Below are 26,247 nucleotides of genomic sequence, written 5' to 3' on the forward strand. Positions count from 1 at the left end.
GTGAGTGGCGATTCGGGTCAGAGCCGCGATCGGCCGTGAAGACCTCCTTGCCTAAGCGAAGGGGCCTTCACGTACTTCAGACGGGCACAGCGGGCCGGCATCTAGCCATCCTCACCACTTACGAAGCGATGCGCCGCACCGCATTCGCACAGGCGAGGGACTCCAGCAGCGGAACGGTCCGCTCCCAGCCGAGGCAGGCGTCCGTGATGCTCAGGTCGGGCCGGGGCGGCGCGGAACCGACCTCCTGCCTGCCGTCGGAGAGGTACGACTCGATCATCACCCCGGCCAGCGCGTCGTTGCCCGCCGAGATCTGGTCGGCCAGGTCGGCGACGACCACGGGCTGCCGGTTGTGGTCCTTGCCGCTGTTGCCGTGCGAGGCGTCGACGACGAGCCGGTGCGGCAGCCCCGCGGCGGTCAGCGCGTCGAGGGCGTCCGCGACGGCGTGCGCGTGATGGTTGGGTTTCGGGCCACCGCGCAGGACGAGGTGCGCGTCCGGATTCCCGGCGCTGCGCTGGATCCGCGGGCGCCCGTCGGCGGCGGCGCCGGGGAACACGTGGGGCAGCGCGGCCGCCCGGACCGCGGCGACGGCCGTGTCCAGCCGTCCCGACACGCAGTTCTTCATGCCGATCGGCATCGGCAGCCAGGACGCCAGGTGCCGGTGCGGCTGGCTGGCCACGGTCCGCGCGCCGATCGCGCCCCAGCTGATGGCGTCCGCGAAATAAGGCGCGAGGAACGGGTCGACGAACTCGTACGCGAGCGGGAGCCCGATCGCGGCGGCGTCGTCGAGGAACCGCCGTCCGATCCGGACGCCGGACGCGAGATCGCCCTTGCCGTCCAAGGTGGGGTCGGGCACCAACCCGGTCCAGCCCGCGATCGTCCGCGGTTTCTCCAGGTAGGCGCGCAGGACCACGACGAGGTCGTCGGCGAACCGGCGGGACGCCTCGGCGAGCCGGTGCGCGTACTCGAGCGCGCCGTCGGTGTCGTGCACGGAACACGGTCCCACGACGACGAGCAGCCGCGAGTCGCGTCGGGCGAGGACGTTCGCGACGGTTTCGCGATGCCGGACGATCTCGTCCGGCATGACGCCGCTCGTGGCCACTTCGGCCGGGCTGGGCAGCGTGTCCTGGTCAAGCATCCGCATGACCTCTCTTCTTGTCGGGGGCGGCCGCCCCGGCCCGGGGCAGCCGCGTCGCACCGGCCACCGCCACGACGGCGAGGCCGAGAACACACCAGAAGGCGTCGGCGAAAGCCGCGGCGACGTCCGGGCCGCGGGCGGCCAGCCGCGCCTGCAGCACCACGGCCAGCACCGCGGTGCCGATCGAGCCGCCGAGCGTGTTGAGCAGGTTCAGCGCCCCGGCGGCGCGGGGCAGCCGGGCGGGTTCGACCCGGCGGTAGACGATCGTCATCACCGGCGCGCCGATCATCGCCGCACCGAAACCACGCAGCAGCAAGGAAAGCACGATGACCCAGTCCGGAAGGCCCGGGCCGAGCTGGGTGAAGGGCGCGGTGCCGAGAGCGACCAGCCCGATCCCGCTCAGCACCAGTGTGCGCGGCGAGATCCGGTCGACCAGGCGGTTCACCAGTACGGAACCGGCCGCCGCGCCGATGCCCTGGGGCACCAGCAGCAGTCCGGTGTCCCAAGTGGACAGTCCGGGGCCGCGCTGGAGGTAGAGCGGGAGCAGGAACATCGTGCCGAACACCGACGCGCCGAGCAGGACCAGCGCCAGCGCGGCGACCCCGAACGGCGGCCGCGTGAACAAGCGTGGATCCAGCAGGGGCGCTTCGGCGCGCAGACCGTGCCGCACGAACGCAGCGAGCATCACGACACCCACGGCGACCGCGATCCCGGCGACCACCGGCGTCCCCCGCTCGAACCAGGTGAGCCCGAAGACCAGGACGGCGAGCCCCGGCGAAAGCAGCAGCGCGCCCCGGAAATCGAAGCGGTCGCCCTTGCCGCCGGGTTCACTCGCCGGAACCCAGCGCCGGGCCAGGATCACCGCCACCACACCGACCGGAAGGTTGACGTAGAACAGCCACGGCCAGTCCGCGACCGCGAGAATCGTGCCGCTCGCCATCGGGCCGAGTACCGGCGACAGCAGCGGTACGAGGCCGACGACGCTGATCACGCGCCCGATCCGGTCCGGTCCCGCCGCTCGTGCCAGGAGCGCCTGGCCGGTCGGCGGCAGCAGGCCGCCCGCGAGCCCTTGCAAGACCCTGAAGGCGATGAGCGCGGGCAAGGTCGGCGCCAGCGCGCACAGCAGCGACGCCAGCAGGAACACGACGACGGCGGTGAGCCAGACACGCCGTCCGCCGAAGCGGTCGGCGAGCCAGCCCGACGCCGGCACCGCCGTGACCACGGCCAGCAGGTACGCCGTCGTCACCCATTGGACGCCGGTGACCGGCGCGCCGAACTCGTCGGCGAGGGTGTCGACACCGACCGAGACGATCGTGCTGTCCAACGTCGCCATGAACGTGCCAAGGACCAGCACGGCGGCCGTGCGCCACAGCGCGGAGTCGATCGGGCGCGCGGTCACCGCTCCCCCACGAACCCGGCGACGTCGCCGTCGAGCCACGACGGCAGCTTTCGCAGGAACCCGGCCAGGTCGTCGGCGAGCGACCGGGCGTCGGTCTCCCTCGCGTACAGAACGCCTTCCCAGCCATGCTCGCCGGGGACGACGGTGACGCTCACCGGGTGGTGCGTGCGTTCCCGGAACCTCGTCCCGGTGACGGTCAGGCCGGGCGCGGGTTCACGCAGCTTCGCCGGGTCCACCGGGTAGTTCTCGAACACGAGCAGGCTGTCGAACAGCCGCTCGCGGCCGGCCAGCGACGCGAGCTCCGGCAGGCCGATCCGGTGATGCCCGGCCATCGCCTGCTGCCGTGCCTGCAGGTCGGCGAGCGTCTCGGCGACCGTCCCGGTGAACCGGGCGCGGACCGGGACGCTGTTCGCCAGCAGGCCGATGATGTCCTCGACACCGTCCACATCGGACGTCCGGTTCGAGGTCATCACCCCGAAGCTGACGTCGTGGCGTCCGGCGTGGCTCGCGAGCACGGCCGCCCACGCACCCTGCAGCAGGGTGTTGACGGTCAGCCCGCGTGCCGCACCCAGCCTGGTCAGTTCCGCGACCAGTGCACTGTCCACAGTGAACAGTGCGGGTTCGGCCGAGCCGCCGGTACGCGGCAGGTGGTCGCCTTCGGGCAGGCCGGCGAGTTCCGCCCGCCAGGCCCGGACGTCGGCCGAGTGATCGGCCGCGGCGAGCAGGCGGGTGTACCGGGTCGGCGGCACCGGCTCCGGCAGCGGCTTTCCCGCGTACAGCGCGAACAGCTCGCCGAGGATACGCGGCGCGGACCAACCGTCGGACAGCAGATGGTGACTGGTCAGCGCGAGAGTCTGACGGCCGGGCCCGTGGCGCAGCACGGTGACCCGCCACAACGGGCCATGGGCCAGGTCGAACGGCTCCGCCAGCTCCTCGTCCAACGCGGTGTCCACATCGGACACTTCGCGGACCCGGAAGCCGGCCAGCGGCTCCGCGGGGATCACCTGGACCTCGTGCGACGCCGGGAACACCGCGCCCAGGTTCGGTTGCCGCCGCACCAGCGCGTCCGCCGCCGACCGCAGCGCCTCGACGTCGAGGTCACCGGACAGCGTGAAGGCGGCCTGCACCGGATACGGATCTTCGTCCGCCGCCCGGGACTCGCGCAGGATCACCTCCTGCAACGGAGTCAGCGGCATGATCTCGCCGGGCCCCGGCACGTCGGCGGCGAGTGCGTCCAGCTCGCGGCGGAAATGCTCGCCAAGCACGACGATCTCGTCTTCGGTGAACAACGCTGACGGCCACGTGAAGCGGACACCGAGCGTGCCGCCGTCAGGAACCATCGCGTTCACCGTCAGCGCGTACGGCAGCGGCATCTCCGCGCCGCCGCCCGAGCCGAGGGGGTCGGCGTCCGGCGGGCGCTGCCACAGGGCCTCCTCGACCGGCGCCTCGGGGAATCGGCCGAGATAGTTCCAGGCGATCTCGGGCCGCGGGCCGTCGACACCGAGGATTCCGTGCCCGAGGCCATCGCCGGCCGCGCGCAGATGGTCGCGCACCGCGCGCAGCGCGTCCGGCAGTGGCCCCGACGGCGGGGTGATCCGTGCCGGATGCACGGCGGTGAACCAGCCGGCGGTCTGCGCCAGATCGACCGTGCCCGTGAAGTCCGGGGTGTGTCCCGGCCTTCCGTGGCTTTCGACGGCGACGACCAGATCGGCGGCGGTCCCGCGCCAGGCGGCGACGGCGCGGGAGAGCGCGGTCAGCAGCACGGTGTCCGGGCCGGTGCGATAGGCGGTGGGCAGCGCGGTCAGCACGGCGCGGGTCGTGTCTTCGCCCACGTCGAGCCGGTGGTGCCGCGCGGTCGCCACGGTGTCCCGCGCCGGATCGAGCCGAGTGCGGCCGAGCGTGGTCTCCGGTGCGGCGGCGATCCCCCGCCAGTACGGCAATTCGTCCTCTCGATGCGGGGCGGCCGCGTGCAGCGACCGCGCCCAGCCCAGGAACGACTGTCCGCGCCGGCGCAGGGCCTTGCCGTGGAAGGCCTGTTCGACGTCGTCGAGAAGGACACGCCAGGTCACCGCGTCGGCGACTAGGTGGTGCGCCACCAGCAGCAAGCGTCCGGAACGGTCGCCAACGTCGGCCAGCACCGCCCGCACCAGCGGGCCGGTACGCGGGTCCATCCGTGCCACGATTTGTTCGACCTGTGCGTCCAGCGCCGCACGCGGATCGCCGGACACGCGGACGGCGGTGAGCACGTCGGCACCGGTCACGGCGCCGACGTCCGGAACGCGGAGCGCGTCCTCGACGAGATGTGCGCGCAGGACGTCGTGACGGGCGAGAACGGCGTCGAGCACCGAGTGCCAGCGAGGAACGTCGTGCGCCGAAGGCACGCAGACCTCGACCCACTGGCAGAACCCGTCGGCCGCCTTTCCCGCGCGCTGCAGCAGATCACGCATGATCGGCGTGAGCGGCGCGTCGCCCACGGCGTGGGCTTCCTCAGCTTGTTCGGGTTCGCCGCAGCGCGCGGCGATCCCGGCGACCGTGCCGCCTTCGAGCACGTCGCGCGCGGTCAGGTGCAGTCCTTCGCGCCGAGCGCGGGAGACGACCCGTAGCGACGCGATGCTGTCGCCGCCCGCGTCCAGAAACCCGTCGTCCAGTGCGACGCCGGGTCCGAGCAGCTCGCGGACTACCCGCAGCAGCACGGCTTCCGCCGGGGTGGCGGGTTCCCGGCCGCCGCCCGAGCGGGCTTCCGGCGCGGGCAGCGCGGCACGGTCCAGCTTGCCGCTCGGTCCGAGCGGAAGCCGTTCCAGCGCGACGAACGCGGTCGGCACCATGTACGCGGGCAGCTCCGCGGTGAGGTACTCGCGCAGCGCGGCCGGGTCCGGTTCGGCGCCGTCGACGGGGACGACGTAGGCGACAAGCCGGTCCTCGCGGACGATCACGGCGGCGGCGCGCACGTCGTCGTGCGCGGTCAGCGCGGTCTCGATCTCGCCTAGTTCGATCCGGAACCCGCGCAGCTTGACCTGGTGGTCGGCGCGGCCGAGGAACACGATCTGCCCGTCCGGCCGCCACCGGACCAGGTCGCCGGTGCGGTACATCCGCTCCCCCGGCGGACCGAACGGGTCGGCGACGAACCGTTCGGCGGTCAGCGCCGCCCGGCCGACATAGCCCTGCGCGAGCTTCGGCCCGGCCAGGTACAGCTCACCGGTGACGTTCGTCCCGACCGGCAACAGCCCGCCGTCGAGCACGTACGCGCGGACCTCCGGATCCGGGCGGCCGATCGGGAGCGGGCCGGGGTCGGCCGGGTCGTAGTGCCAGGTGACCGAGTTGATGGTGACCTCGGTCGGGCCGTACGCGTTGAACAGCGCTCGCCGGTTCCCCCAGCGCCGGGCCAGCTCCGGATCGAGCCGTTCGGCACCGACGACGAAGAACACGTCCGGGTCGACGGTCGCGTCGTCGGGCATCGCGGAGAGGAACGAGGGCAGCAGGTTGAGCCCGGTGACGCGGTGTCCGGCGGCGTAGGCCAGCAGATCGTCGCCGGAGGTCCGCACCTCCTCCGGCGCGATCACCGACGTGCCACCGGACAGCAGCGGCAGCATGAACTGCCAGAAGGCGACGTCGAAACTCGTCGAGGCGAAATGCAGGTACCGCTCGGCGGTCCCGATGCCGACGACGTCCTCCTGCAGCGCGATCAGGCTCGGGACGCCGCGATGCGGCACCGCCACACCCTTCGGTTTCCCGGTGGTGCCGGAGGTGTAGATGACATAGGCGATCGCGTCCGCACACGACGGCACGGCCGGGTCCGTATCCACAGTGGACAGTTTCGCCGGGTCGATCACCGGAAGGCCGTCGACGTCCGAAGTGGACACCACGGCGGCGGGCTCGATGTCACCGAGCATGTACGCCAGCCGGTCGGCCGGATAGTCCGGGTCCATCGGGACGTGCACCGCGCCCGCCTTGATCACGCCGAACAACGCGACCACGAGGTCGACGTCGCGGCGCAACAGGACCGCGACCGGGTCCTGGGGCTTCACTCCGGCGTCGATCAGGGTGTTCGCGAGCCGGTTGGCGCGGCGGTCCAGTTCGGCGTAGGTCAGGCTCCGGTCCCGGCACACGACGGCTTCGGCATCCGGAGTCGTTCGGACCCAGCGGCCGAACTCCTCCAGCATGCCGCCGCGTTCGCGCTTCGGTTCCGGTCCTTCGCCGAGACGCAGCATCGCGCGTTCTTCCTCGGCGTCGAGCGCGCGCAGCCGGGAGACCGGGCGGGCGGGATCGGTCACGATCTCGTGCAGCACGGCGCGCAGCCAGCGGCCGTAGGACACGGCCTCCTCGCGGGTGAAGGCCTGGGGCTGGTAGCCGAGGCCGACGGTGAACTCGTCGCCGGGCAGCACGATCACCGTGAGCGGGTAGTGCGTGGCGTCGGTGATGTCGACGCCGACGAGGTCGAGGCCGGGGGCCAACGTGGTGCGGACGCGGCTGGAGAGCGGGAAGTTCTCCATCACCAGCATCGTGTCGAACAGGTCGCCCACGCCCGCCGCGCGCTGGATATCCGGCAGCCCGGCGTGGTGGTGATCGGTGAGCCGGACGCTTTCGGTGTGCACCCGCTCCAGGACGGTGACCGCGGTGTCGGCGGCGTCGAAGCGCACCCGCACCGGGATCGTGCTGCCGAGCTGGCCGATCATGCGCTCGACGCCGGGGACGTCGGCCGGGCGGCCGGAGACCGGGCAGCCGAAGACCACGTCGCGGCGGCCGGTCAGCCTGGCGAGCAGCACTCCCCACGCGGTTTGGAACACCGTCGTCGGGGTGATCCCGCGTTCGCGGGCGAAGGCGCGCAGCCGGTCGCTGAACTCCCCGCCCAGCTCCACGGTGACGCGTTCCGGACGCTCCACAGTGGACTCGACGCTCGCCGGGGCGAGCCGCGTTCCTTCGTCGAGTCCGGCGAGCGCCTTGCGCCACGCCTCCAGCGCCACGTCCGGGTCACGCTCGGCGAGCACGCGGTGGTACTCCGCAAGTGGGGGCGCGACCGGGGCCGCCGGGCCGCCGCCGAGTTCGGCGTAGGTGGCCAGCAGCGTGCGGCCGACCAGCGGCATCGACCAGCCGTCGAGCAGCGCGTGGTGATTCGTGAGCACCAGGCGGTGCTCGTCCGGGCCGAGGGTCAGCAGCAGGAACCGGATCAGCGGTGGGGTCGCCGGATCGAAGGGACGGGCGAGTTCGGCGCGGCACTCCTCCGCGACCTGCTCCGGTGACACGCTTGCCTGCCGCCAGTCCAGTGTGACCGCGGCGGGCACCACCTGGACGACCTCGCCCGCGTCGGTGGTGTGCAGGTGGACCCGCAACGCGGGATGCCGCCGCAGCACCTCCGCCGCGGCCTCCCGCATGCGGTCGGCGTTCAGCGCGCCGCTGAGCAGAGTGACGGCCTGTACCACGTAGACGTCGGTGTCCTCGGTGCCGCGCGCCAGGGTGTGGAACGAAAGCCCGGTCTGCAACGGGGTCGCGGGCAGCACGTCCTCGACCCGGCCCCGGCGTTCGAGCGCGTCGATGTCGGCCTGGCCGAGGCCGACCAACGGCAGGTCCGACGGCGTGAGCCCGCCTCCGTCCGGCCCGATCCGTGCCGCGTGCGCGGCCAGGGCGTCCAGCGCCCGGGACCACGATTCCTGGAGTGCCGCAACGGTTTCCTCAGGCAGTACCTTGCCTGCCGCGGTCCATTCCACGGCGAGCCGGGGACGGCCGTCCTCACGGACGAAGCAGTTCAGCGCCAGCACTTGGTCCAGCGACTTGCCCGCCGGTTCGGTGACCGCGAACGGATCCTCTTCGGGCAACCGCCAGCCGGTGCCGGGCAGAGCGGCGAAGCGGCCGAGGTAGTTCAGGACGACGTCCGGCGGTGGGACGACGGCGAGTCCGTCCCGGGTCAGCGGGTCGAGATACCGCAGGACGCCGAAGCCGACGCCATGGTCCGGAACGGCGCGTTTGGCCTCCTTGGCGGCCCGCAGCAGCTTTCCCGCCGCCTCTCCGCCGGTGAGCGCGCTGTCGAAGTCCGCGGTCGCCGCCACCGCGGTGGCGGGCACCCGCAACGGATGTTCGGCGGTGAACCAGCCGACGGTGCGCGAAAGGTCCAGGCCGTCTTGATCCCGGCCGTGTCCTTCGACGGACACGGTTTCGGCCTCGACCGGGGCGTCCCGCCATGACCGCAGGGCGAGCACGAGCGCGGCGAGCAGGACGTCGTCGGGTCCGGCGCGGTAGGCGGCAGGCAAGCCGTTGAGCACCGCGTCGGTCTGCTCGGGGGTGGCGAGGGTGACCGACCGCCGTGCGGTCGCGACCGTGTCGGCGGACCGGTCGAGCGGCCGGTGACCAAGACGCGGACCGTCGAGCGCGTCCCGCCAATGGTCGAGCTCGCCGCGCCGAACCCCGGATGTTCCTTGCTCGGCAAGGAGAAGCGCGTGCCGCCGCCAGGAGGTCCCGACCGGTTCGAGCTGCTCACCGGCGCACGCGGCGCGCAGATCCGGCAGGAGAACCCGCCAGGAGACACCGTCGATCGCCAGATGATGGAGCACGACGACGAGGTGGTCGGGCAGCAGCGCGACCTTGAGCACCCCGGCCCGGAGATCCAGGGACTCCGCGAGTTCCGCCGCGACCTCGGCGGGTTCCCCGGTCGTCTCGACGATCACGTCGGACGCCCTCACCGCGCCGCGTTCCCGGACCCGCAATTCGTCATCTACTTGCAGACGGAGGACGTCGTGATGGTCCAGGAGCGTTTGGACGCCTTCGGTCAGCAGGGCGGGAGGAAGGTCCTCGTCGAGCCGGAGCGCGGTCCATTGCATGTACCCGGCGACCGTCGCGACGTCCGGATGCGGGTCGAGCAGGGCGCGGACAATCGGCGGGGCGGGTACCTCTCCGATGGGCTCGTCCGGCGGTGCGGCCGGGCCGCCGATCTCCGCGCTCGCCGCGGCCAGCGCCTCGAAGCTGCGGCGGGCGAGCAGGTCACGCGGCCGCAGGTCGAGGCCGTGCGCGCGCAGTCTGCTGCTGACGCTGATCGCGGTGATGCTGTCGCCGCCCAGTGCGAAGAAGTCGTCGTCGACGGCGACCTCCTCGACGCCGATCACCTCGGCGATGGTCGCGCACAGCAGCCGTTCGCGTTCGGTGGCGGCGGTCCGACCGGCCGCCGCGCGCGGTGCGGGCAAGGCGGCCCGGTCGATCTTTCCGTTGGAGGTCAGCGGAAGCGTGTCGAGGACGACGACCACGGCCGGCACGAGATGCTCGGGCACCCGGCCGGCGAGTTCCGTGCGGACCTCATCCGGGACGGCCTCGCCGACGACGTAGCCGACGAGCCGGGGCCCGCGCACCGCGGCGGCGGCCGCCCGCACTCCGGGAACGGCGGCCAAGGCGGCCTCGACCTCGCCGAGTTCGACACGGTGGCCACGCACCTTCACCTGACCGTCGCGGCGGCCCAGGTACTCCAGGCCGCGGCCGGGCACCCAGCGGGCCAGGTCGCCGGTGCGGTACATCCGGTCACCGGGCGCGCCGAACGGGTCGGCGACGAACCGTTCGGCGGTCGCGCCGGGGCGTCCCAGATAGCCGCGCGCCAGATGCGGCCCCGCGAGATACAGCTCACCCGGCGTTCCCGCGGGCGCCGGACGCAACGCGGCGTCGAGCACCCGGACCGCGGTACCCGGCACCGCGGCGCCGATGGTCGGTTCCCCGTCGTCCAGCCAGGATCCGGCACCGTCCACAGTGGCCTCGGTCGGGCCGTACATGTTGCGCGCGCGGACACCCGACTCCGCGACCTTGCGCCACAGCGCGGGCGGAGTCGCCTCGCCGCCGAGGACGAGCAGCGCGGGTGGGTGCGGGCCGTCGAGCAGTCCGGCGTCGACGAGCGGCGCGGCCATCGACGGCGTGGTGTCGACGACGTCGATCCGGTCGCGGGCGAACGCGGCGAGCAGTTCGTCGGCGTCCCGCGCGACGTCGGTGCCGTAGACATGGAGTTCGTGCCCGAACAGCAGCCACATCAGCTGGTCGAGCGCGGAGTCGAAGGCGAACGAGTAGGTGTGTGCCACCCGCAGCCGCCTGCCCGCGGCACGTTCGATCTCGGCGACCGTCGTCGCGCGGTGGTGGCGCAGCAGCGTCGCCAGTCCGCCGACCCGGCCCAGCACGCCCTTGGGGCGGCCGGTCGAACCGGAGGTGAAGATGACGTACGCGAGATCTTCCGGATGGCGGCGAATGTCCAGAGGCGAGGAGTCCTGTGTGGACAGATCTGTCTCGCCGAGCATCAACTGGCGCCCCGGCACGAGTTCCGGGTCGTGGGTCACAGTGAGCACCGCGCCGGCTTCGGCGGCGAGTTCCCGCAGCCGTTCGACGGGATGGGTGAGATCCAGCGGCAGGAAGGCGGCCCCGGCGTCGAGCACCGCCAGCAGGGCGACGACGAGATCCGCGGATCGCGGCAGGGCCAGCGCGACGACGTCGTCGGTCCCGACACCACGGGAACGCAAGACCCGGGCGAGGCGGTGCACCCGCGTGACGAGTTCGCCCGCGGTCAGCCGTTGGTCACCGAAGACCAGGGCGGTCTGCTCGGGATCCAGGCGGTCGAGAAGTTCAGGTACGCCAAGGAGTTCGGCGTCAGGCGCGGGCGTCGTCCACGCTTCGAGGAGCGTGTCTCGCTCCCCCGGCGGCACCAGGTCGGCACCGGCGACCGCCGGGCCGTCGGGTTCGGTCAGCGCGGTGATCAGGCAGCGCAACGCGGTCAGCTTGGCGTCGACGGCGGCCTGGTCGTGGGTGCGCGCGTCGACCTCGAAACCGAGCAGCAGCCCGCCGTCCGAGGTCGGGAGCACGGACAGGCCCATGTCCTCCGGCGGTCCACCGGCGACGTTGCGCATCGTGCCGTGCGAGCCCGCGAAGTCGAGCTTCAGGTCGAACGCCTTGAGGTTGATGCCGCGGCCGTGCAGCAGCGCCCCGGCGCCCGGGACCGCGAGCTCCTGCGGCAGGTCCTCGCCCCGGTAGCGCTGATGCGTGCGCATCTCCTTCAGCGCGCCCGCGACCCGTGCGGTCAGCTCGGCTCCCGTGTCCTGCGGCAGCACGTCGACCCGCAGCGGCAGCACGTTGACCGCCATCGCCGGGGTCCGCAACGCGGCTCCTTCGCGGCACATCAACGGCATCGCGAACACGACATCGGTCCAGCCCAGCACACGGTGCAAGAAGGCGGCGTAGCAGGCGATCAGCGCGTCGCCCCAGGTCGTTCCGGCACGTTTGCCCAGCTCACGCAACCGGGCCACGTCCGTAGCGGGCAGGACCGCTCGCGCGGTCACGGTGTGCTCGGGCGGACCGGACGCGCTGCCGCCGTCGTCGAGGTCCGGCAACGGCGTGAACCGCTCGCGCCAGTACTCGCGGTCTTGGGCGAACCGTTCGCTCTCCCGGTAACCCTGGTCGGCCTCGACGAGATCAGCGAAGCGAGCGAAGGTCGAGGGCGGAACCTCCTTGCCCTGGACCGAAGCGGTGTAGCGAGCGGCCGTCCGGCGGGCGAGCATCGCCGCGGTGTAGCCGTCGAACACGAGGTGGTGCCCGAGCTGGGTGAACCACACGTGCGAGTCGGAAAGCCGCAGCACGAGATGGGCGAACAGGGGCCGGTCCACCATGCCGCGGCAAGCCTCGGCGACGCGGCGGCGTTCGGCGTCCACCCGCGTGTGCGCGGCGGCCATCGGATCGGCCTCACCGCGCAGATCCACGATCTCCGGCAGCGGCATCTCGTCGTCCGACACCACTTGGCGCGGCCCGTCCGGCGTCTCGAAGACGCGCAACCGCAGGCTGTCGGCCTCTTCGGCGGTCGCACGGATCGCCTCGGTCAGCGCGGCGACGTCGACCGGCTCTTCGCCGACGATCTCGATCACGTCGCCGACGACGTAGTACGGCGAGTCGGGCTCGAGGCGCTGCGCGGTCCAGATGCCCAGCTGGGCTCCGGTGAGACTCAACATGAGGGCACCACCATCGGGGTTCCGGTCACCGGGTCGGGCACGACGACGCTGGGGAGATCGAAGACCTCCTTCATCAGCTCGGCGTCGACGATGTCCGCCGGCGCGCCTTCGGCCACGATCCGGCCGTCGCGCAAGGCGACGAGATGGTCGGCGTAACGGCAGGCCTGGTTGATGTCGTGCAGGACGGCGATCACCGTGCGGCCTTCGTCGCGCAGGCGCGCCAGCAACCCCAGCAGCTGGTACTGGTGCGCGATGTCGAGGAACGACGTCGGCTCGTCGAGCAGCAGGTACGGCGTCTTCTGCGCCAGCACCAGCGCCACCCACACGCGCTGCCGCTGGCCGCCCGAGAGTTCCTGCACCGGCCGGTCGGCCAGCCCCGCCACCCCGGCCGCGGTCATCGCTTCGATCACCGCGCGTTCGTCCTCTTCGGACCATGACGCGAACAGCGACTGGTGCGGGAACCGGCCGCGCGCGATCAGCTGCCGGACACGGACGTCCTCCGGCGCCACCGGGTCCTGTGGCAGGAACCCGAGTTCCCGCGCCAAACCCTTGCCGGGGAAGGAACCGACGTCCTTGCCGTCGAGCAGGACCTCGCCGTCCGCCGGACGCAGCAGCCGGACGAACGCGCGCAGCAACGTCGACTTGCCACACGCGTTCGGTCCGACGACGGCGGTGAACGCGCGGTCGGGCACATCGAGGCTCAGCCGGGTCGACACGACCCGGTCGCCGTAGCGCAGGGTCAGATCCCGCGCGGTCAAACGGGCACTCATGTGCGCCGAACCTCCTTGGTGAGCAGCCAGATCAGATAGCCGCCGCCGATCACGGTGCTGATCACACCGACCGGCAGCGCTTCCGGCGCGAGCAGCATCTGGGCGGCCAGGTCGGCGCTGGTCAGCAGCACGGCGCCGGTGAGGGCGGCGGGCAGCAGGGAAATACCGGGCGTGCGGGCCAGCCGCCGCCCGATCTGCGGCGCCGCGAGCGCGATGAACGCGATCGGCCCGGCGACGGCGGTGACCGTGGCCGTGCAGCCGACCCCGATCAGCACCAGCACCAGGCGCAGCCGGTCCCAGCGGATACCGGTGGTGACCGCCAGCGCGCCGCCGAGCGCGGCCTGGTGCATCGCCGGCGCCTTGGTGAACAGCACGATGAACAGCACCGCGAGCACCCCGAACGGGATGGCGACATCGTCCCAGCCGACTCCATTGAGCGAACCGGCGTTCCAGCCGACGGCCGCGATCGCGATCTCGAGTTCGGCACGCAGCACGATCCACGAGTTGAGCGCGGTCAGCATCGCGTTGATCGCGATGCCGATGACGATCAGCCGCAGCCCGGACAGCCCGCCGCCGAGCGACAGCGCGTAGACGATGGCCGCCGTGATCACGCCGCCGAGCACCGAACCGATCGTCAGCTGCGTCGAGGTCCCCGACAGCACGGTGATCGCGAACAGCGCGCCGGTGTAGGCGCCGGCGTCGAGGCCGATCACGTCCGGGCTGCCGAGCGGATTGCGGGTGATGCTCTGGAAGATCGCGCCCGCCAGCCCGAGCGCGGCACCGAACACCAGCCCGGCCAGCACCCGCGGCAGCCGCCATTCCCGGATGACCACGCCGGGGCCGCCGCCGGAACCGGTGAGCGCGGCGAAGACGCGGGCGGGACTCGCCCACGCCGCGCCGTAGCAGAGCCCGAGCAGCGTCAGCCCGGCGATGACCACGAGCATCGCGACGAGGAAGTAGAGGGTGCGGCGTTCGATCCGGGCGGAGAACCGCCCGCGCCGCAGGACGAGTGTGGTCACAGCGGCGCCGCCCCGTATTTGCGGACGGCCCAGATCAGCACCGGGCCGCCGAGGAACGCGGTCACGATCGCGACCGGGACCTCGCCGGTCGGCAGCAGGACCCGCGAGCCGACGTCCGCGGCCAACATCAGGACCGGGCCGAGCAGCGCGGCGAACGCGATCAACCACGGGATCGACGCTCCCGCCACCCGCCGGGCCAGATGCGGCACGATCAGCCCGACGAACAGGATCGGCCCGGCCAGCGCGGTCGCCGCGCCCGCCATCAGCGTGATCAGCAGCAGCGTGATCGTCCGGACCCTGGCGACGTTCGCGCCGAGCGTGTGCGCGACCGTCTCGCCGAGCGCGATCGCGTTCAGCTGACGGCTCACCGCGAACGCGCCCAGCAGGGACAGGCCGATGATGATCAGCGGGACCGTCGTCGGCGCCTGTTCACGGCCCGCCAGGGAACCCACCGACCAGAACCGGTAGACGTCGAAGGTGTCGGGGAACAGCAGCCGCAGGCCGAGGGTGAGCCCCAGCAGCACGGCGCTCAACGCGGTCCCGGCGAGCACCAGCCGCAGGGGCGACTTGCTGCCGACCGCGTACACCAGCGCCGAAGCGCCGAGCGCGCCCAGCACCGCCAGGCCCAGTTCGGCGGGCGCCGACGCGGCGAGGCCGAACGACGAACCGACCGCGATGGCGAACCCGGCCCCGGCGGTCACGCCGAGTACACCGGGTTCGGCCAAGGCGTTGCGGGACAAGGCCTGCACGAGCACACCGCCGACGGCGAGGGCCGCGCCGACCCCGATCGCCAGCACCGCCCTCGGCATCCGGATGTCCAGGACCACGGCCCGGTCACTCGGATTCCCTTCGCCCAGCAGGGCGCGCACGACCTCGCCGGGGGCGATGGCGTGCGCGCCGATGCCGACGCTCAGCACGGCGACCACGACGAGCCCGAGCAGTGCGGCGCCGAGCAGCGCGGACCGCCCGGTGGTGGTCACTGCTTGAGCAGCGGCGCGAACGCCTGGTCGACGGCGTCCAAAGTGGACGTCGCGGCGCGGTAGGTTGCTGCCTCGGTGTAGCGGAACGGGTAGACCTTGCCCGCCTTCACCGCGGGGAGTTCCTTCCACAGCGGCGAGTCGAGGACGTACTTGACCGGCGCGGGCACGGAACCGTCGGCGGCGACCGAGTAGGTGATGGCGTCGGCCTGCGCGAACGCGGTCGACAGCTCTTCGATCGACGGGTACTCGCTGACGTCCTTGGAGCCGCCGCCCTTGACCTTGACCTGGCCGTAGTAGGTGGCGCCGACGTCCTGCGCGATGTTGGTGCCCCAGGAACCGTTGAACTCACGCTGGAAGTTGCCCTTGGCGACCTCGCCGTAGGCACCGACGTGGCCCAGTTTCAGCTGCGGCAGCACGGCCTTGTACTTGTCGGCCAGCCCCTTGGCCTTGGTGTCGTACGCGGTCTTGAGCGCGTCGAACCCGGCTGTGGCGCCGGCGGCGTCGGCCTGCTTGCGGGACAACTCACGCCACATCGACGGCACCGACGGGCCGATGGCCACGACCGGCGCGATCGCTTCGAGCCGCTTGATGTCGATGTCGGCGAGCACCGGCTTCGGCACGCCGATGACGATCAGGTCCGGATCCGCCTGCGCGATCGCCTCGTAGTTCGTCTCCGCCGCCGACTCGCCCGCGACCTTCGCCAGCTCGTCGTACTTCTTGCGCTCCTGCTCGTTGAACAGCGGGATGCCGCGCTTCCAGCTGGAGACCCCGACCAGCGGCGCGCCCGCTTCGAGCAGGGCGGGCACGGCGTAACCGGTGGCGATGACCCGCTTCGGCGAGACCGGGATGGTGATCTGGCCGTTGTCGGCGGCGAACACCCGGGTCTGACCGCCGTCGGCGGCCTTGCCGTCTTCGCCGGAACCGCAGGCGGTGGCCGCGGTCGCGACCGTCAGCGCGAGCGCGATCGCTCCGGCGAGGCGGCGGGTTCTGGTGGTGCGCATGGGTTTTCCTCGGTTTTCTTGGTGGGGATCAGTGGTCGTGGTCGTCGTCGAAGTCCGCGACGCCGCGTTTCCAGTAGCCGGTCACGTCGTGGTCGTCCTTGCCGAGCCCGAGGTCGTTCTTGAGCCAGCGGCGCAACGGTTTGATCTGCCCGGCTTCACCGGCGACCCAGGCATAGAGCCGTTCACCGGCGGGGACCTCGATCGTCATGACCGCGCGGGCGAGCATGTCCGAGGCACCCGGCGCGACGTCGCCTCGGTGCAGCCAATGCACCTCGACGTCTTCGGGCGCGGACAGCTCGATCTCCTCGCTCGCGTCGGTGACCTCGATGAACGCCCAGCCCGCGGCGGTGCGCGGCAGTTCTTCGAGCCAGCGCGCGATCGCGGGCAGCGCGGTGAGATCACCGGCGAGCAGGTAGCGGTCGTAGGTATGCGGCACGATCAGCCCACCGGGCGGACCGGCGACGTGCACCGGCGTGCCGGGAGCGACCTTCTCGGCCCAGCCGGAACCGAGCCCGCCCTCGTGCAGCGCGACGTCGAGGTCGAGTTCCCCGGAAGCCGGGTCGTACCGGCGGACCGTGTACTCGCGCGACGTCGGCGACGGCTTGGGCCAGCGCAGCATGTCGCCGTCCTGGACCGGCAGCTTCGGCTCGGGATCCAGCTCGGGGAACAGGACCTTCACGTGCTCATCGGGCGAATGCGCCTCGAAACCCGCGGTTCCCGGCCCGCCGAGGGTGACGCGCAGCAGTCCGGAGCCGATCATCGTGGTGCGCACAACTTCGGCTTGCCGGATCCGGATCGGGTACGGGACCTTCTCCGCGTGCGCTCCCCCGCGCACCTCGGCGATGCGTTCGAGGTGCCGGTGGCGATGGTCGGCGCGGCTCACGCGGTACTCCCGGTGAGGACCTGCGTCCAGTGACCGAGGGTCGGCTGCTCGGCGAGGTCGGCGAACTCCAGGGTGTCGGCGCCCTCGGTGCGCCACTGCTCGACGAGACCCATGATCCGCATCGAGTCGAGACCGAGATCGGTGAGGTCGGTCTCCGGCTTCAGCTCGGCCGGATCGCAGCCGAGCAGCTCGGCGACGTCGGCGTGGATCTTCTCGACACTGAGGCTCATCCCTGTGCTCCGGCGTGGATCGGGGCCAGCGCGGCGAGGGCGGCGGCCGTGGTGGTCAATGCGCCGCAGCGCTGGGCGACGTACTCGCAGGCCTGGTCGTGGCGCTCGCGGGAGAAGTCCGCGACCGCGTCGCCGACGAGGAACGGCTGGATGTCGCGCATGAACGCCTCGACGGCGGTGGCCTGGCAGCCGATATGCGCGTAGACGCCGGTGATCAGCAGCTGGTCCCGGCCCGCTTCGGCGAGCTGCTCGGTGAAGGTGCTGCGTTGGAACGCGCTGTAGCGCCACTTCGTCAGCACCGTGTCACCCGGCTTCGGGGCGAGTTCGGGCACCACGTCGGCGGCGGCGGGGTCTTCGTCGATGACCGCGCCGATCCCGTCACCCCAGAACTCGGTGAGCAGTCCGCGGTCCTCGGCGGCCTGGTGACCGGGCTGCGCGGTGTAGAACACCGGGACCCCCGCGGCGCGGGCGGCGTCGGTCAGCGCGGCGATGTTCGCGACCATCTCCGGGATCGGGGCTCCCTCGTACGGCGCGAGGAAGTACCGCTGCGCGTCGTGCACCAGCAGCGCGGCACGGCCGGGGTCGGGTTTCCAGCCGACCCGCCCGGCGGGCAGCTCGGCCTCAGTCGGCAGGGCGTAAGGCTGGATCTTGGGCAGTGACACTCTCACTTCTCCTTCGCCAAGGCGGCCAGCGCCGCCCGCAGCTCGCGTTTGCTGGTCTTGCCGACCCCGGTCACCGGGAACTCCGGCACCACCTGGACCAGATCGGGCACCTTGAACGCCGCCACGCCGCGTTCGCGCACGAACCGGCGCAGTTCCGCCGCGGCGGGCTCGGCACCGGCAGCGGGGACGACGTAGGCGCAGGTGCGCTCGCCCAGATACGGGTCCGGCACCGCGACGACGGCGGCGTCGAGCACACCGGGGTGGGCCATCAGGTGGTTCTCGACCTCTTCAGCGGCCACCTTCTCGCCGCCGCGGTTGATCTGTTCCTTGGCCCTGCCGACGACTTCGAGGTGTCCCGACGGGTGCTGCCGCACGAGATCGCCGGTGCGGTAGAAGCCGTCCTCGGTGAACGCGGTCTTGTTGTGCTCGGTCGCGCGGTAGTAACCGCGGATCGTGTACGGGCCACGGGTCAGCAGCGCGCCGACCTCGCCCGGTGCGACCACATCGTCCGAAGTGGACAGAGGATCGTCCGGATTCACGACGCGGACCTCGTCGTCGGGCGAGATCGGCCTTCCCTGCGTGGCAAGGACGTACTCGTCCGGATCGTCGAGCCGGGTGTAGCAGACCAGTCCCTCGGCCATGCCGAACACCTGCTGCAGACGGCAACCCAGCGCGGGCCCGATCTTCTCGGCCAGCTCGCGCGCGCATTTGGCGCCGCCGACCAGCAGGACGTCCAAAGAGGACAGGTCGCGGGTGGTCCGCGCGGCCGCCTGCGCCCACGCGGCGGCCAGCGGCGGCACGAGCCCGGTGATCGTCACGCCTTCGGCCTCGATCAGCCGGAACGCGGTGTCGGCGTCGGGACGCGGCGCGAACACCGTGGCCGCGCCCGCGTGCAGCGCCCCGAGCAGACCGGGCGAGCTGAGCGGGAAGTTGTGCGCCACCGGCAACGCGGCCAGATACACGCTTTCCGGACGCAGGCCGCAGATCCGGGCGCTCTCCCGGACGCTGTAGAGGTAGTCGTCGTGCGTGCGCGGGATCAGCTTGGGCAGTCCGGTGCTTCCGCCGGACAACTGGAGGAACGCGACCCCGGCGGGGTCCGGATCCGGCAGGGCGCGCGGAGTCGCCGCTTCGAGCACGGCGAATTCCTCCGTGCCGACAACGAAGACGTTGCGCACCGAAGGGATTTCGGCGGCGACCGCGTGCGCCATGGCCGCGTGGCCGAACCGCTCGTGCTCGCCGACGGTCAGGATCGCCGCGGCCTCGCTCTGCTCGGCGAAGTGCCGCAGCTCGCTCGCCCGGTGCGCGGGCAGCGCGAACACCGGCAGCGCGCCCGCCCGCCACAGTCCGAACACGACGGACGCGAACTCCGGCACGTTCGGCAGTTGCACCACGACCCGGTCGCCCGCCCGGATCCCGGCACCGGCGAACCCGGCGGCGAGCCGGTGCGCCCGCTCGTCGAGTTCGGCGAAGGTCCAGCGGGCGTTCTCGCCGATCACGGCGGGACGCTCGGCATACGCCTCTGCGAGGCTGGTCAGCAGCTTGCCGAAGGTCTGACCGCGCCAGTATCCCGAAGCCCGGTAGCGCGCGGCGGTTTCGGGCGGCCAGGGCACGTGGTCGGTGTTCACGCCACGCCCTCCAGCCCGAGTGCCCGCAGCATGGTGCCGAACTTCGCGCCGGTCTCGGCGAGTTCCGCCGCCGGGTCGGAACCCGCCACCACGCCCGCTCCGGCGAACAACCGCACGGTGCGGTCGCGGACCTCGGCGCAGCGGATGGTGACGACCCATTCGCCGTCCCCGTCCTGGTCGGTCCAGCCGACGAGACCCGCGTAATAGCCGCGATCCTCGGGTTCGAGCGCGGCGATGGTGTCGCGGGCGAGCGCGGTCGGGACGCCGCAGACGGCGGGTGTCGGATGCAGTGCTTCCGCCAGCCCGAGCGCGGACGAACCGGCGTCGCCCGGGTCGGCGAGCCGTCCACTGATCCTGGTCGACAGGTGCCACATCGTGGGGGTGCCGATCACCTCGGGCTCGGCGGGGACGTCGAGGTCGTCGCAGAACCGGCCCAGCACCTCGGCCACCTGGGCGGCGACGTGGGCGTGTTCGGCACGGTCCTTTTCGGACGCCAGCAGATCGTCGATCCGGCGGGCGTTTTCGGCCTCGTCGGCCACCCGCGGCCGTGATCCGGCCAGCGGGTTCGCCGTCACCACCCGGCCGCGGCGGGAGACCAGCAGTTCCGGGCTCGCACCGACCAGGGTGCGTGGCGCGGGGTCTCCCGGCGCGCTGACGTCGACCGCGAACGCGTGGGCCGCCGGGTCCGCGTGGACGAGACGGGCCAGCAGCCGCGGCACGGCGATGGGGTCGCCACCGGTGACGTCGAGGCAGCGGGCCAGCACGATCTTGCGCAGGTCACCGTCGCGGATCTCGTCCAGCGCCTTGGCGACCGCGGTGGTGTAGACCTCCGGCGCGGGTCGCGGCGACACCGACCAGGTCGCACCGCCGAGCGGGGCGACCGGACCACTCGCCTTCGGTGGTCCTGCCCGGCGCACCACGGCGGGTACCACCAGGCTGCTCGGCGCGTCGGGCCGGAAGCCGATGGCCCCGGCCACCACGGGTTCGGTCACTCCCGCCACAAGTGCGGCGTCGAGGACTTCGGCGGCGGCACGGGCACGTTTGCCCGGCACCGCGTGGACCGGGGAATACACCCCGTCGGCGAGAAGCGATCCTCGAGCGGACGAGTAGTAGAACGATCCGGGCAGGTACGCCGCCAGCAGATCGGCCGCCTGGTGGACCGGCCTTGGTCGGGCCGGTGCAGGTGAGGACACGACTGGATTCCCTTTCGCGAATACTACTGACCAGGTCGGCACCTCGTGGTGCTGCGGTGCCCTATGCGACGCGGAACGCCATCCCCCGAGGCGCCTTTCGGTTAGCCTAACCTAATCATACGGACCCGAAAAGTCTTCATCGGGTCATCGAGATCACGCGCGGAGCGTGGCCCCGCCGTCGACGTACAGGTTCTGCATCGTGATATGCCGCGCGCGGTCGGAAGCCAAGAACAGGACGGCGTCGGCGATATCGGCCGGTTCGGCCATCCGGCCCAGTGGTATGCCGACACGGTATTGCTCCGGATTTCCCGCGATGACACGGTCCGCGCCGTTCTCGTCCGTCCACAGTAGACGTTGCATCTCGGTGTCGGTCGAGCCGGGGGAGACGATGTTGCAGCGGATGCCGGAGCCGGCGAGTTCGAGTCCGAGGCAGCGGGTCAGCATCGTCGCGGCCGCCTTCGACGCGGCGTACGCGGCCATCCCGCTGCGCGGGACTCCGGCCGCGTTCGACCCGACGGTCACCAGCACCCCGTTCCGGCGAGGCACCATCCGGCGTGAGATCTCGCGAAGCACGGTGAAGACACCCGTGGAGTTGACCGCGAAGGTCGCCGCCCAGTCTTCGTCGCTCGTGTCGCAGACGGACCCCGGCTTCAGCACACCCGCGACGGACGCCCCGATCCCGATCGGCCCGAGTTCGCGTTCGACCTCGTCGACGACCCGCGCGACGGCGGCGGGATCCCCGACGTCCGCGACGAACGGCGTCACTCCGTCCCGGGGAGCGCTTTCCGCCAGATCCACCGCCGCCACGACCGCGCCCGCCCCGGCGAGCGCGTCCACGACGGCCGCCCCGATCCCGCGCGCGCCTCCGGTGACGAGCGCGACCCTGCCCTCGATCCCCTCCACGCCACAACCCCCTGTTCCATTGCTTAGCCTTGCCTAAGCTAGCGGGCGAATCCGGGCAAAGCGAGGGACCAACACCGGTGATTCGGGACACTTCCGCCTGGACGGGCCGGGGTAAAAATGCCGTGGTGCGTCCCGTCCGCGTGTGCTTCCCCGGTCCGGTCAAGCGAGATCGCCTACCCGGGCAAGGGACAAGACAGCGGTCCGCGGACGGATCCTTCGCCCCGCAAGGTGATCTGCGCGCTCCCGCCGAGAGAGTCCCTGGCCGTGCACACGATCTGGTCGACCGCTCGCGCCGACAACCCGGCGACGCCGACCGACAGGGTCACCGTGACCCCGTTCGGCGCGGGCGTCTGGTCCAGAACCGCGGTGCCGGGCGGGACTTCGGTGGTGTAGTCCCGTTCCCGCTCGCTCTCGTCCGGCCCGGCGGCGAGCAGGTCGACGGGACTCGCCGGAGGCAGTTCCTGGGCCAGCGGGCGTAACACGCGGACCGGCTGTCCGCCGGACAGGAAGTAGAGCACCGCGCCGTTCGCGGGACCCGCCGGCGCGGGTGCTCCGGAGATCACGGCACTGGGGCGGACGCCGCAGCCCGCGACCACCGAAACGATCAGGAGTGCCGAAAGCCAGTTCTTCCTCATGCCGTCTCTCCCAGCCGGGGCAGGCGCAGCGTGAACACCGCGCCGCCGTCGACGCCGTTGGCCGCGCTCAAGGTGCCGCCGTGCAGCCGGGCGTTCTCCCAGGCGATCGCCAGCCCGAGCCCGCTGCCGCCGGATCTCGCCCTGGCCGAATCCGCCTTGTAGAACCGGTCGAACACGTGCGGGAGCACCTCGGGCGCCAGCCCGGGACCGTGATCCGAGACCTCCAGCGTGATCCGCTCCCCTGCTTCGGAAAGCCGGAGTGAGACCGGCTTTTCGCCGTGCCGCAACGCGTTCCCGACCAGATTCGCCACGATGACGTCCACCCGCCTCGGATCCCACTCGGCGAAGATCCCGGACGGCAGGTGCCCCGCCACCTCTCCCGTCCACCCCCGGATGCGCAGACTCGCCGCGACCACCTCGGCGACGTCGACTTCCTCCCGTGCCAGCGCGGCGGCCCCGGCGTCGAAGCGGGAGACCTCGATGAGGTCGTTCACCAGCCGCGTCAGGTTGTGCGTCTCCTCGATGCTCATCTTCGCCGCGCGACCGGCGTCCCCGGGCAGCTTCGACGCCTCCTGCTCCAGCACGTCCGCGACCGCGGTCATCGCGGCGAGCGGAGTGCGCAGTTCGTGAGAGACATCGGCGACGAACCGCCGCGCGTCGGCCTCCATCCGTTCCAGCTCGCCGACGTGCCGCTCCAACGCTTCGGCCGTTTCGTTGAAGGTGCGCGCCACCCCGGCCAGCTCGTCCGAGCCGCGGACGCTGATCCGCGCCCGCAGATCCCCCTTTCCCAGCCGCCGCGCCGCGTCGCCCAGCTCCCGCACCGGCCGCAGGACACCGCGGGCGGCCAGCAACGCCAGCCCGATCGCGAAGACGAGCGCCACCCCGCCGATCAGCCAGGCCCGGGTGGCGAGTTCGTCGATGCTCTTCGCCTCCGGCGCCATGCTGCGCGCGACGTAGGCCTCGATGCCCGAATCCCGTTGCTGCGCACCGGGAAGCAGAACGGTGAACCTGGTGCCCACCACCAGCATCGGCGTACCGCGGGCGTCGACTCGTTGCCAGGCGACGTTCCCCGACCGGACCCGCTGGCGAAGCTCGGGTGAGATCAGCGCCCGCATCTGCTCGTTCCCGCTCGACTTGTCCTCGTACAGGACCAGGGAGCTCAGGTCACGGTCGGACAGCTCACCGCTGATGCGGCTCAGCGTCCCGTCCCCCGGCGGCAGCGGGCCGAGCGGGAACAGCGCGGTGGCCTTGTCGACCAGGACGCGGGCGGTGGCGTCCTGCGCCTGCTGGAGGATCACGGTGCGGGACTGGACGTAGGCGCCGCCGGCGACGGTCGCCGCGGTGATCACGACCAGCAGGCTGAACGCCAGGAGCAGCCGGGTGCGCAGGCCACCGAGCTTCACAGTGGCCCGAAACGATAGCCGAATCCGCGAACCGTCTGCACGTAGACCGGCGCGGACGAGTCGTCCTCGATCTTCGCGCGCAGCCGCTGCACACAGGCGTCGACGACCCGGGAGTCGCCGAAGTAGCCGTGCTCCCACACGCTTTCCAACAGGTACTGCCTGCTGAGCACCCGGCCGGGCACCTGGGAGAGTTCGAGCAGGAGCCGCAGTTCGGTCGGGGCGAGGGCGACGGGCTTGTCCCCCTTGGTCACGGTCAGCGCGGCACGGTCGATGCCGAGGTCGCCGTGCCGCTCGATCTCGGCCGGCGTGGGCACCGCCGCCGCGGGCTGCCCGCTGCGGCGCAGCACCGCGCGGATCCGTGCCTCCAGCACCTGTGCCCTGGCGGGTTTGACCACGTAGTCGTCCGCGCCGGCGGCGAGCCCGGCCACCACGTCGATGTCCTCGTTGCGCGCGGTGAGCATGATGATCGGCAGATCCCCCGCCGCCCGGATCCGGCGGCAGACCTCGAAACCGTCCAGTCCGGGCAGCATCAGGTCCAGTACGACGATGTCCGGCGGCCGGGACGCGAGCCGGGCGAGGCCTTCCTCGCCGGTGGCCACCGCGTCGACCGCGTGGCCACGGCCGCCCAGCGCCATGCTGAGCCCGTCACGCACGGCTTGATCGTCCTCGATGAGCAGCACCCTGGGCATGCCGACGACTATCGCAGCGCCGGACGGAATCCGCTCGTCCATGACACGCCATGGTGCCCGTCCCGTTTCCGCGGAACGTCCACGGAATGTCATCGTTGCGTCACGGCGTGCTCCGTGCGGAACGGTGACCTTTTCGTCGGCGTCCGCGCACGTCGCCGCGATCGGGTTCGCACAGGCGTCGGCGAGGGTCGACGGCATGAAAGAACTCGTGCTCGCGGCGATCACCCGCGTCCTCGCGGTACTGCTGCTGATCCCGGCGTGGCTGCGATCCCCCGGCCACGCACGGCGGCTCGCCTGCGGTTGGGCGCTGTCACTGCGGTTCCCCGCCGAAGACCTCGCCGGGCTGACCGCCGGAACGCTCGCCGCGTTCACCGCCGCCCGGACCGAGGCGTTCTGGCGGCACCGCACGCTCCTCGGCGTCACCTCGGGACACCGGGACGCCGCCGAGCAGCATCGGCTGTACCTCGCGGAGGCCGGGCGGAAGCGTGTCCTGCCGCCGCAGGATTCCGCGCACGTCAGCGGTACCGCGCTGGACGTCCGGCCGCGCGAAGGCGCGCAGTGGCTGGAGGACCACGGCGCCCGCTTCGCGCTCTACCGGATCTACGACAACGAGTGGTGGCATTTCGAGTACCGGCCCGGCGAGGCTCCGCCCGCGCGGCTACCGCATCCTGGCTGGCGGGAAGGTGTCACCCGGTGACGGTGATCCGCGGCGCCAGCGCCGCCAGGAAGTCGGCCGCGTCGAAGACCTCGCCCGCGGAGACGACCCCGGTCGCCTTCGTCCGGCCGTCGAGCACGCGCTGGACGGCCTCCACCACCAGCGGGGCCGTGATGGCGTAGATGTCCTGTCCCCGCGCGACGATCCGCCGTTCTTCGCCGCCGGCCCGCACCACGACGTCGACCACGAACTCCTGCGAGGAAGGGCCGTCGGCGGGAGGCGCGGGCGTCTCGGGCGTCACGACCTCGCGGGCCGCGTTCACGGTCATGTACGTGGTCACTTCGGGAATGGTGAGGTGACTCGGGACGGTGACGACGTCGGCCATCGTGAACTCCCCGAGCACGGCGCGGGTCCCGAGCGGTGCGGGGAAGTCCCAGTCCAGCTCCGGCAGCGCGTCGTCACGGCGTTCGATCCGGCCGCCGGAGAAGCGGATCCGCTTTCCGTCCCGCCGTTCCCGCGAGACCCTGCCCGCCGCGCGAGTCCCCTCCGTCGGATGCCAGCTGCTCAGCCCGTACGCGACGTGGGCTTCGTCGGCGGACGTCCAGTCGCCCATAGCGGCGGTGACCATCAGGTCGCCGAGGCCACCGAAGAACGCCATCGCCGGGATCACCGTCGCCCCTGCGGCCCGGTCGCCGAACCGCGCGAAGGTGTCGATGTTCGCTTCGAGCTCCGCGGCCACGTCCAGGTACGGGATGCCCGCCCGCAGCGCCGCTTCGATCACCGGAGCGGCGGTGTCGGCGAAGGGCCCGGCGGCGTTGATCACCGCGTCCGCGCCGGTGAACGCGCGGTCGAGCGAAGCCGGGTCGTCGACCGACGCCTGCCGGACGTCGAGATCGGGCCAAGGCAGGCCGCGCAGCTTCGCCTCGTCGCGTCCTACGGCCAGCACACCGAATCCGCGTTCGCGCAGCTCCGCCACCACGAACCGCCCGGTGTGCCCGTAAGCCCCGAACACCGCGACGTCGTTGGTCCCCATGGTCTCTCCTGTCCTCGGCCGATCCACTGTGGACCATCCTGTCGGCGGACCGCGGCGATCGACAGTGTCCGGAACGCCATCA

General features: G+C 72.0%; 18 protein-coding genes. 1 reads left to right on the forward strand and 17 read right to left on the reverse strand.

Going from position 1 to position 26,247, the window contains the following annotated elements; genetic code table 11:
* Positions 1–118 precede the first annotated feature (118 nt).
* The 16 genes from BLW75_RS06230 to BLW75_RS06305 all read right to left on the reverse strand — a co-directional run bounded on the left by BLW75_RS06230 (position 119) and on the right by BLW75_RS06305 (position 24,519).
* Complete coding sequence (locus BLW75_RS06230) at positions 119–1,141, reverse strand: 3-deoxy-7-phosphoheptulonate synthase (protein ID WP_034306113.1); 1,023 nt, start codon at positions 1,139–1,141, stop codon at positions 119–121.
* A complete protein-coding gene (locus BLW75_RS06235) occupies positions 1,128–2,534 on the reverse strand; it encodes a DHA2 family efflux MFS transporter permease subunit (RefSeq protein ID WP_034306110.1) in 1,407 nt (468 codons plus the stop codon). Before BLW75_RS06235 ends, BLW75_RS06230 begins: the two co-directional genes overlap by 14 nt.
* A complete protein-coding gene (locus BLW75_RS06240) occupies positions 2,531–12,484 on the reverse strand; it encodes a non-ribosomal peptide synthetase (RefSeq protein WP_034306108.1) in 9,954 nt (3,317 codons plus the stop codon). Before BLW75_RS06240 ends, BLW75_RS06235 begins: the two co-directional genes overlap by 4 nt.
* A complete protein-coding gene (locus BLW75_RS06245) occupies positions 12,478–13,254 on the reverse strand; it encodes an ABC transporter ATP-binding protein (protein ID WP_034306106.1) in 777 nt (258 codons plus the stop codon). Before BLW75_RS06245 ends, BLW75_RS06240 begins: the two co-directional genes overlap by 7 nt.
* Positions 13,251–14,273, reverse strand: a complete 1,023-nt coding sequence (locus BLW75_RS06250; protein WP_198935658.1) for a FecCD family ABC transporter permease — start codon at positions 14,271–14,273, stop codon at positions 13,251–13,253. Before BLW75_RS06250 ends, BLW75_RS06245 begins: the two co-directional genes overlap by 4 nt.
* Positions 14,270–15,253, reverse strand: coding sequence for a FecCD family ABC transporter permease (locus tag BLW75_RS06255; RefSeq protein WP_034306103.1), 984 nt, complete (start codon positions 15,251–15,253; stop codon positions 14,270–14,272). Before BLW75_RS06255 ends, BLW75_RS06250 begins: the two co-directional genes overlap by 4 nt.
* Positions 15,250–16,254 carry an ABC transporter substrate-binding protein gene (locus BLW75_RS06260; RefSeq protein WP_034306100.1) on the reverse strand — a complete coding sequence of 335 codons (1,005 nt, stop codon included), beginning with the start codon at positions 16,252–16,254 and terminating at the stop codon, positions 15,250–15,252. Before BLW75_RS06260 ends, BLW75_RS06255 begins: the two co-directional genes overlap by 4 nt.
* 28 nt (positions 16,255–16,282) lie before the next feature.
* Complete coding sequence (locus BLW75_RS06265; protein WP_034306097.1) at positions 16,283–17,137, reverse strand: siderophore-interacting protein; 855 nt, start codon at positions 17,135–17,137, stop codon at positions 16,283–16,285.
* A complete protein-coding gene (locus BLW75_RS06270) occupies positions 17,134–17,367 on the reverse strand; it encodes a phosphopantetheine-binding protein (protein ID WP_034306095.1) in 234 nt (77 codons plus the stop codon). Before BLW75_RS06270 ends, BLW75_RS06265 begins: the two co-directional genes overlap by 4 nt.
* Positions 17,364–18,035 (reverse strand): isochorismatase family protein, encoded by a 672-nt coding sequence (locus tag BLW75_RS06275; protein ID WP_034306093.1) that lies wholly within the window; start codon positions 18,033–18,035, stop codon positions 17,364–17,366. The genes BLW75_RS06270 and BLW75_RS06275 overlap by 4 nt, the downstream gene beginning before the upstream one ends.
* The gene (locus BLW75_RS06280) at positions 18,032–19,654 is read right to left on the reverse strand and encodes a (2,3-dihydroxybenzoyl)adenylate synthase (RefSeq protein WP_034306091.1); all 1,623 of its coding nucleotides are present in this window, start codon (positions 19,652–19,654) and stop codon (positions 18,032–18,034) included. The genes BLW75_RS06275 and BLW75_RS06280 overlap by 4 nt, the downstream gene beginning before the upstream one ends.
* Positions 19,651–20,847, reverse strand: coding sequence for an isochorismate synthase (locus tag BLW75_RS06285; RefSeq protein WP_034306089.1), 1,197 nt, complete (start codon positions 20,845–20,847; stop codon positions 19,651–19,653). Before BLW75_RS06285 ends, BLW75_RS06280 begins: the two co-directional genes overlap by 4 nt.
* Positions 20,848–21,000: 153 nt before the next feature.
* Positions 21,001–21,750 carry a 2,3-dihydro-2,3-dihydroxybenzoate dehydrogenase gene (locus BLW75_RS06290; RefSeq protein ID WP_034306086.1) on the reverse strand — a complete coding sequence of 250 codons (750 nt, stop codon included), beginning with the start codon at positions 21,748–21,750 and terminating at the stop codon, positions 21,001–21,003.
* Positions 21,751–21,923: 173 nt separating this feature from the next.
* Complete coding sequence (locus BLW75_RS06295; protein ID WP_034306083.1) at positions 21,924–22,385, reverse strand: GerMN domain-containing protein; 462 nt, start codon at positions 22,383–22,385, stop codon at positions 21,924–21,926.
* On the reverse strand, positions 22,382–23,788 hold the full coding sequence (locus BLW75_RS06300) for an ATP-binding protein (protein WP_034306081.1): 1,407 nt from the start codon (positions 23,786–23,788) through the stop codon (positions 22,382–22,384). Before BLW75_RS06300 ends, BLW75_RS06295 begins: the two co-directional genes overlap by 4 nt.
* Complete coding sequence (locus BLW75_RS06305; protein WP_034306079.1) at positions 23,785–24,519, reverse strand: response regulator transcription factor; 735 nt, start codon at positions 24,517–24,519, stop codon at positions 23,785–23,787. Before BLW75_RS06305 ends, BLW75_RS06300 begins: the two co-directional genes overlap by 4 nt.
* A 154-nt stretch (positions 24,520–24,673) precedes the next feature.
* Here BLW75_RS06305 and BLW75_RS06310 point away from each other — a divergent pair, with 154 nt between their 5' ends.
* A complete protein-coding gene (locus BLW75_RS06310) occupies positions 24,674–25,174 on the forward strand; it encodes a M15 family metallopeptidase domain-containing protein (RefSeq protein ID WP_034306807.1) in 501 nt (166 codons plus the stop codon).
* Here the strand turns inward: BLW75_RS06310 and BLW75_RS06315 are convergent.
* Positions 25,164–26,165, reverse strand: coding sequence for a saccharopine dehydrogenase family protein (locus tag BLW75_RS06315; protein ID WP_034306077.1), 1,002 nt, complete (start codon positions 26,163–26,165; stop codon positions 25,164–25,166). The two genes, BLW75_RS06310 and BLW75_RS06315, sit on opposite strands and share 11 nt — an antisense overlap.
* Positions 26,166–26,247 lie beyond the last annotated feature (82 nt).

Source organism: Amycolatopsis lurida, from assembly GCF_900105055.1.
In the GTDB taxonomy this organism is placed as follows: domain Bacteria; phylum Actinomycetota; class Actinomycetes; order Mycobacteriales; family Pseudonocardiaceae; genus Amycolatopsis; species Amycolatopsis lurida.

What these genes read in the sequence shown, in the direction of transcription:
- BLW75_RS06230 (WP_034306113.1), bottom strand. Translation starts at nt 1,141, where the DNA reads ATGCGGATGCTTGACCAGGACACGCTGCCCAGCCCGGCCGAAGTGGCC.
- BLW75_RS06240 (WP_034306108.1), bottom strand. Translation starts at nt 12,484, where the DNA reads ATGTTGAGTCTCACCGGAGCCCAGCTGGGCATCTGGACCGCGCAGCGC.
- BLW75_RS06245 (WP_034306106.1), bottom strand. Translation starts at nt 13,254, where the DNA reads ATGAGTGCCCGTTTGACCGCGCGGGATCTGACCCTGCGCTACGGCGAC.
- BLW75_RS06260 (WP_034306100.1), bottom strand. Translation starts at nt 16,254, where the DNA reads ATGCGCACCACCAGAACCCGCCGCCTCGCCGGAGCGATCGCGCTCGCG.
- BLW75_RS06270 (WP_034306095.1), bottom strand. Translation starts at nt 17,367, where the DNA reads ATGAGCCTCAGTGTCGAGAAGATCCACGCCGACGTCGCCGAGCTGCTC.
- BLW75_RS06295 (WP_034306083.1), bottom strand. Translation starts at nt 22,385, where the DNA reads ATGAGGAAGAACTGGCTTTCGGCACTCCTGATCGTTTCGGTGGTCGCG.
- BLW75_RS06305 (WP_034306079.1), bottom strand. Translation starts at nt 24,519, where the DNA reads ATGGACGAGCGGATTCCGTCCGGCGCTGCGATAGTCGTCGGCATGCCC.
- BLW75_RS06310 (WP_034306807.1), top strand. Translation starts at nt 24,674, where the DNA reads ATGAAAGAACTCGTGCTCGCGGCGATCACCCGCGTCCTCGCGGTACTG.
- BLW75_RS06315 (WP_034306077.1), bottom strand. Translation starts at nt 26,165, where the DNA reads ATGGGGACCAACGACGTCGCGGTGTTCGGGGCTTACGGGCACACCGGG.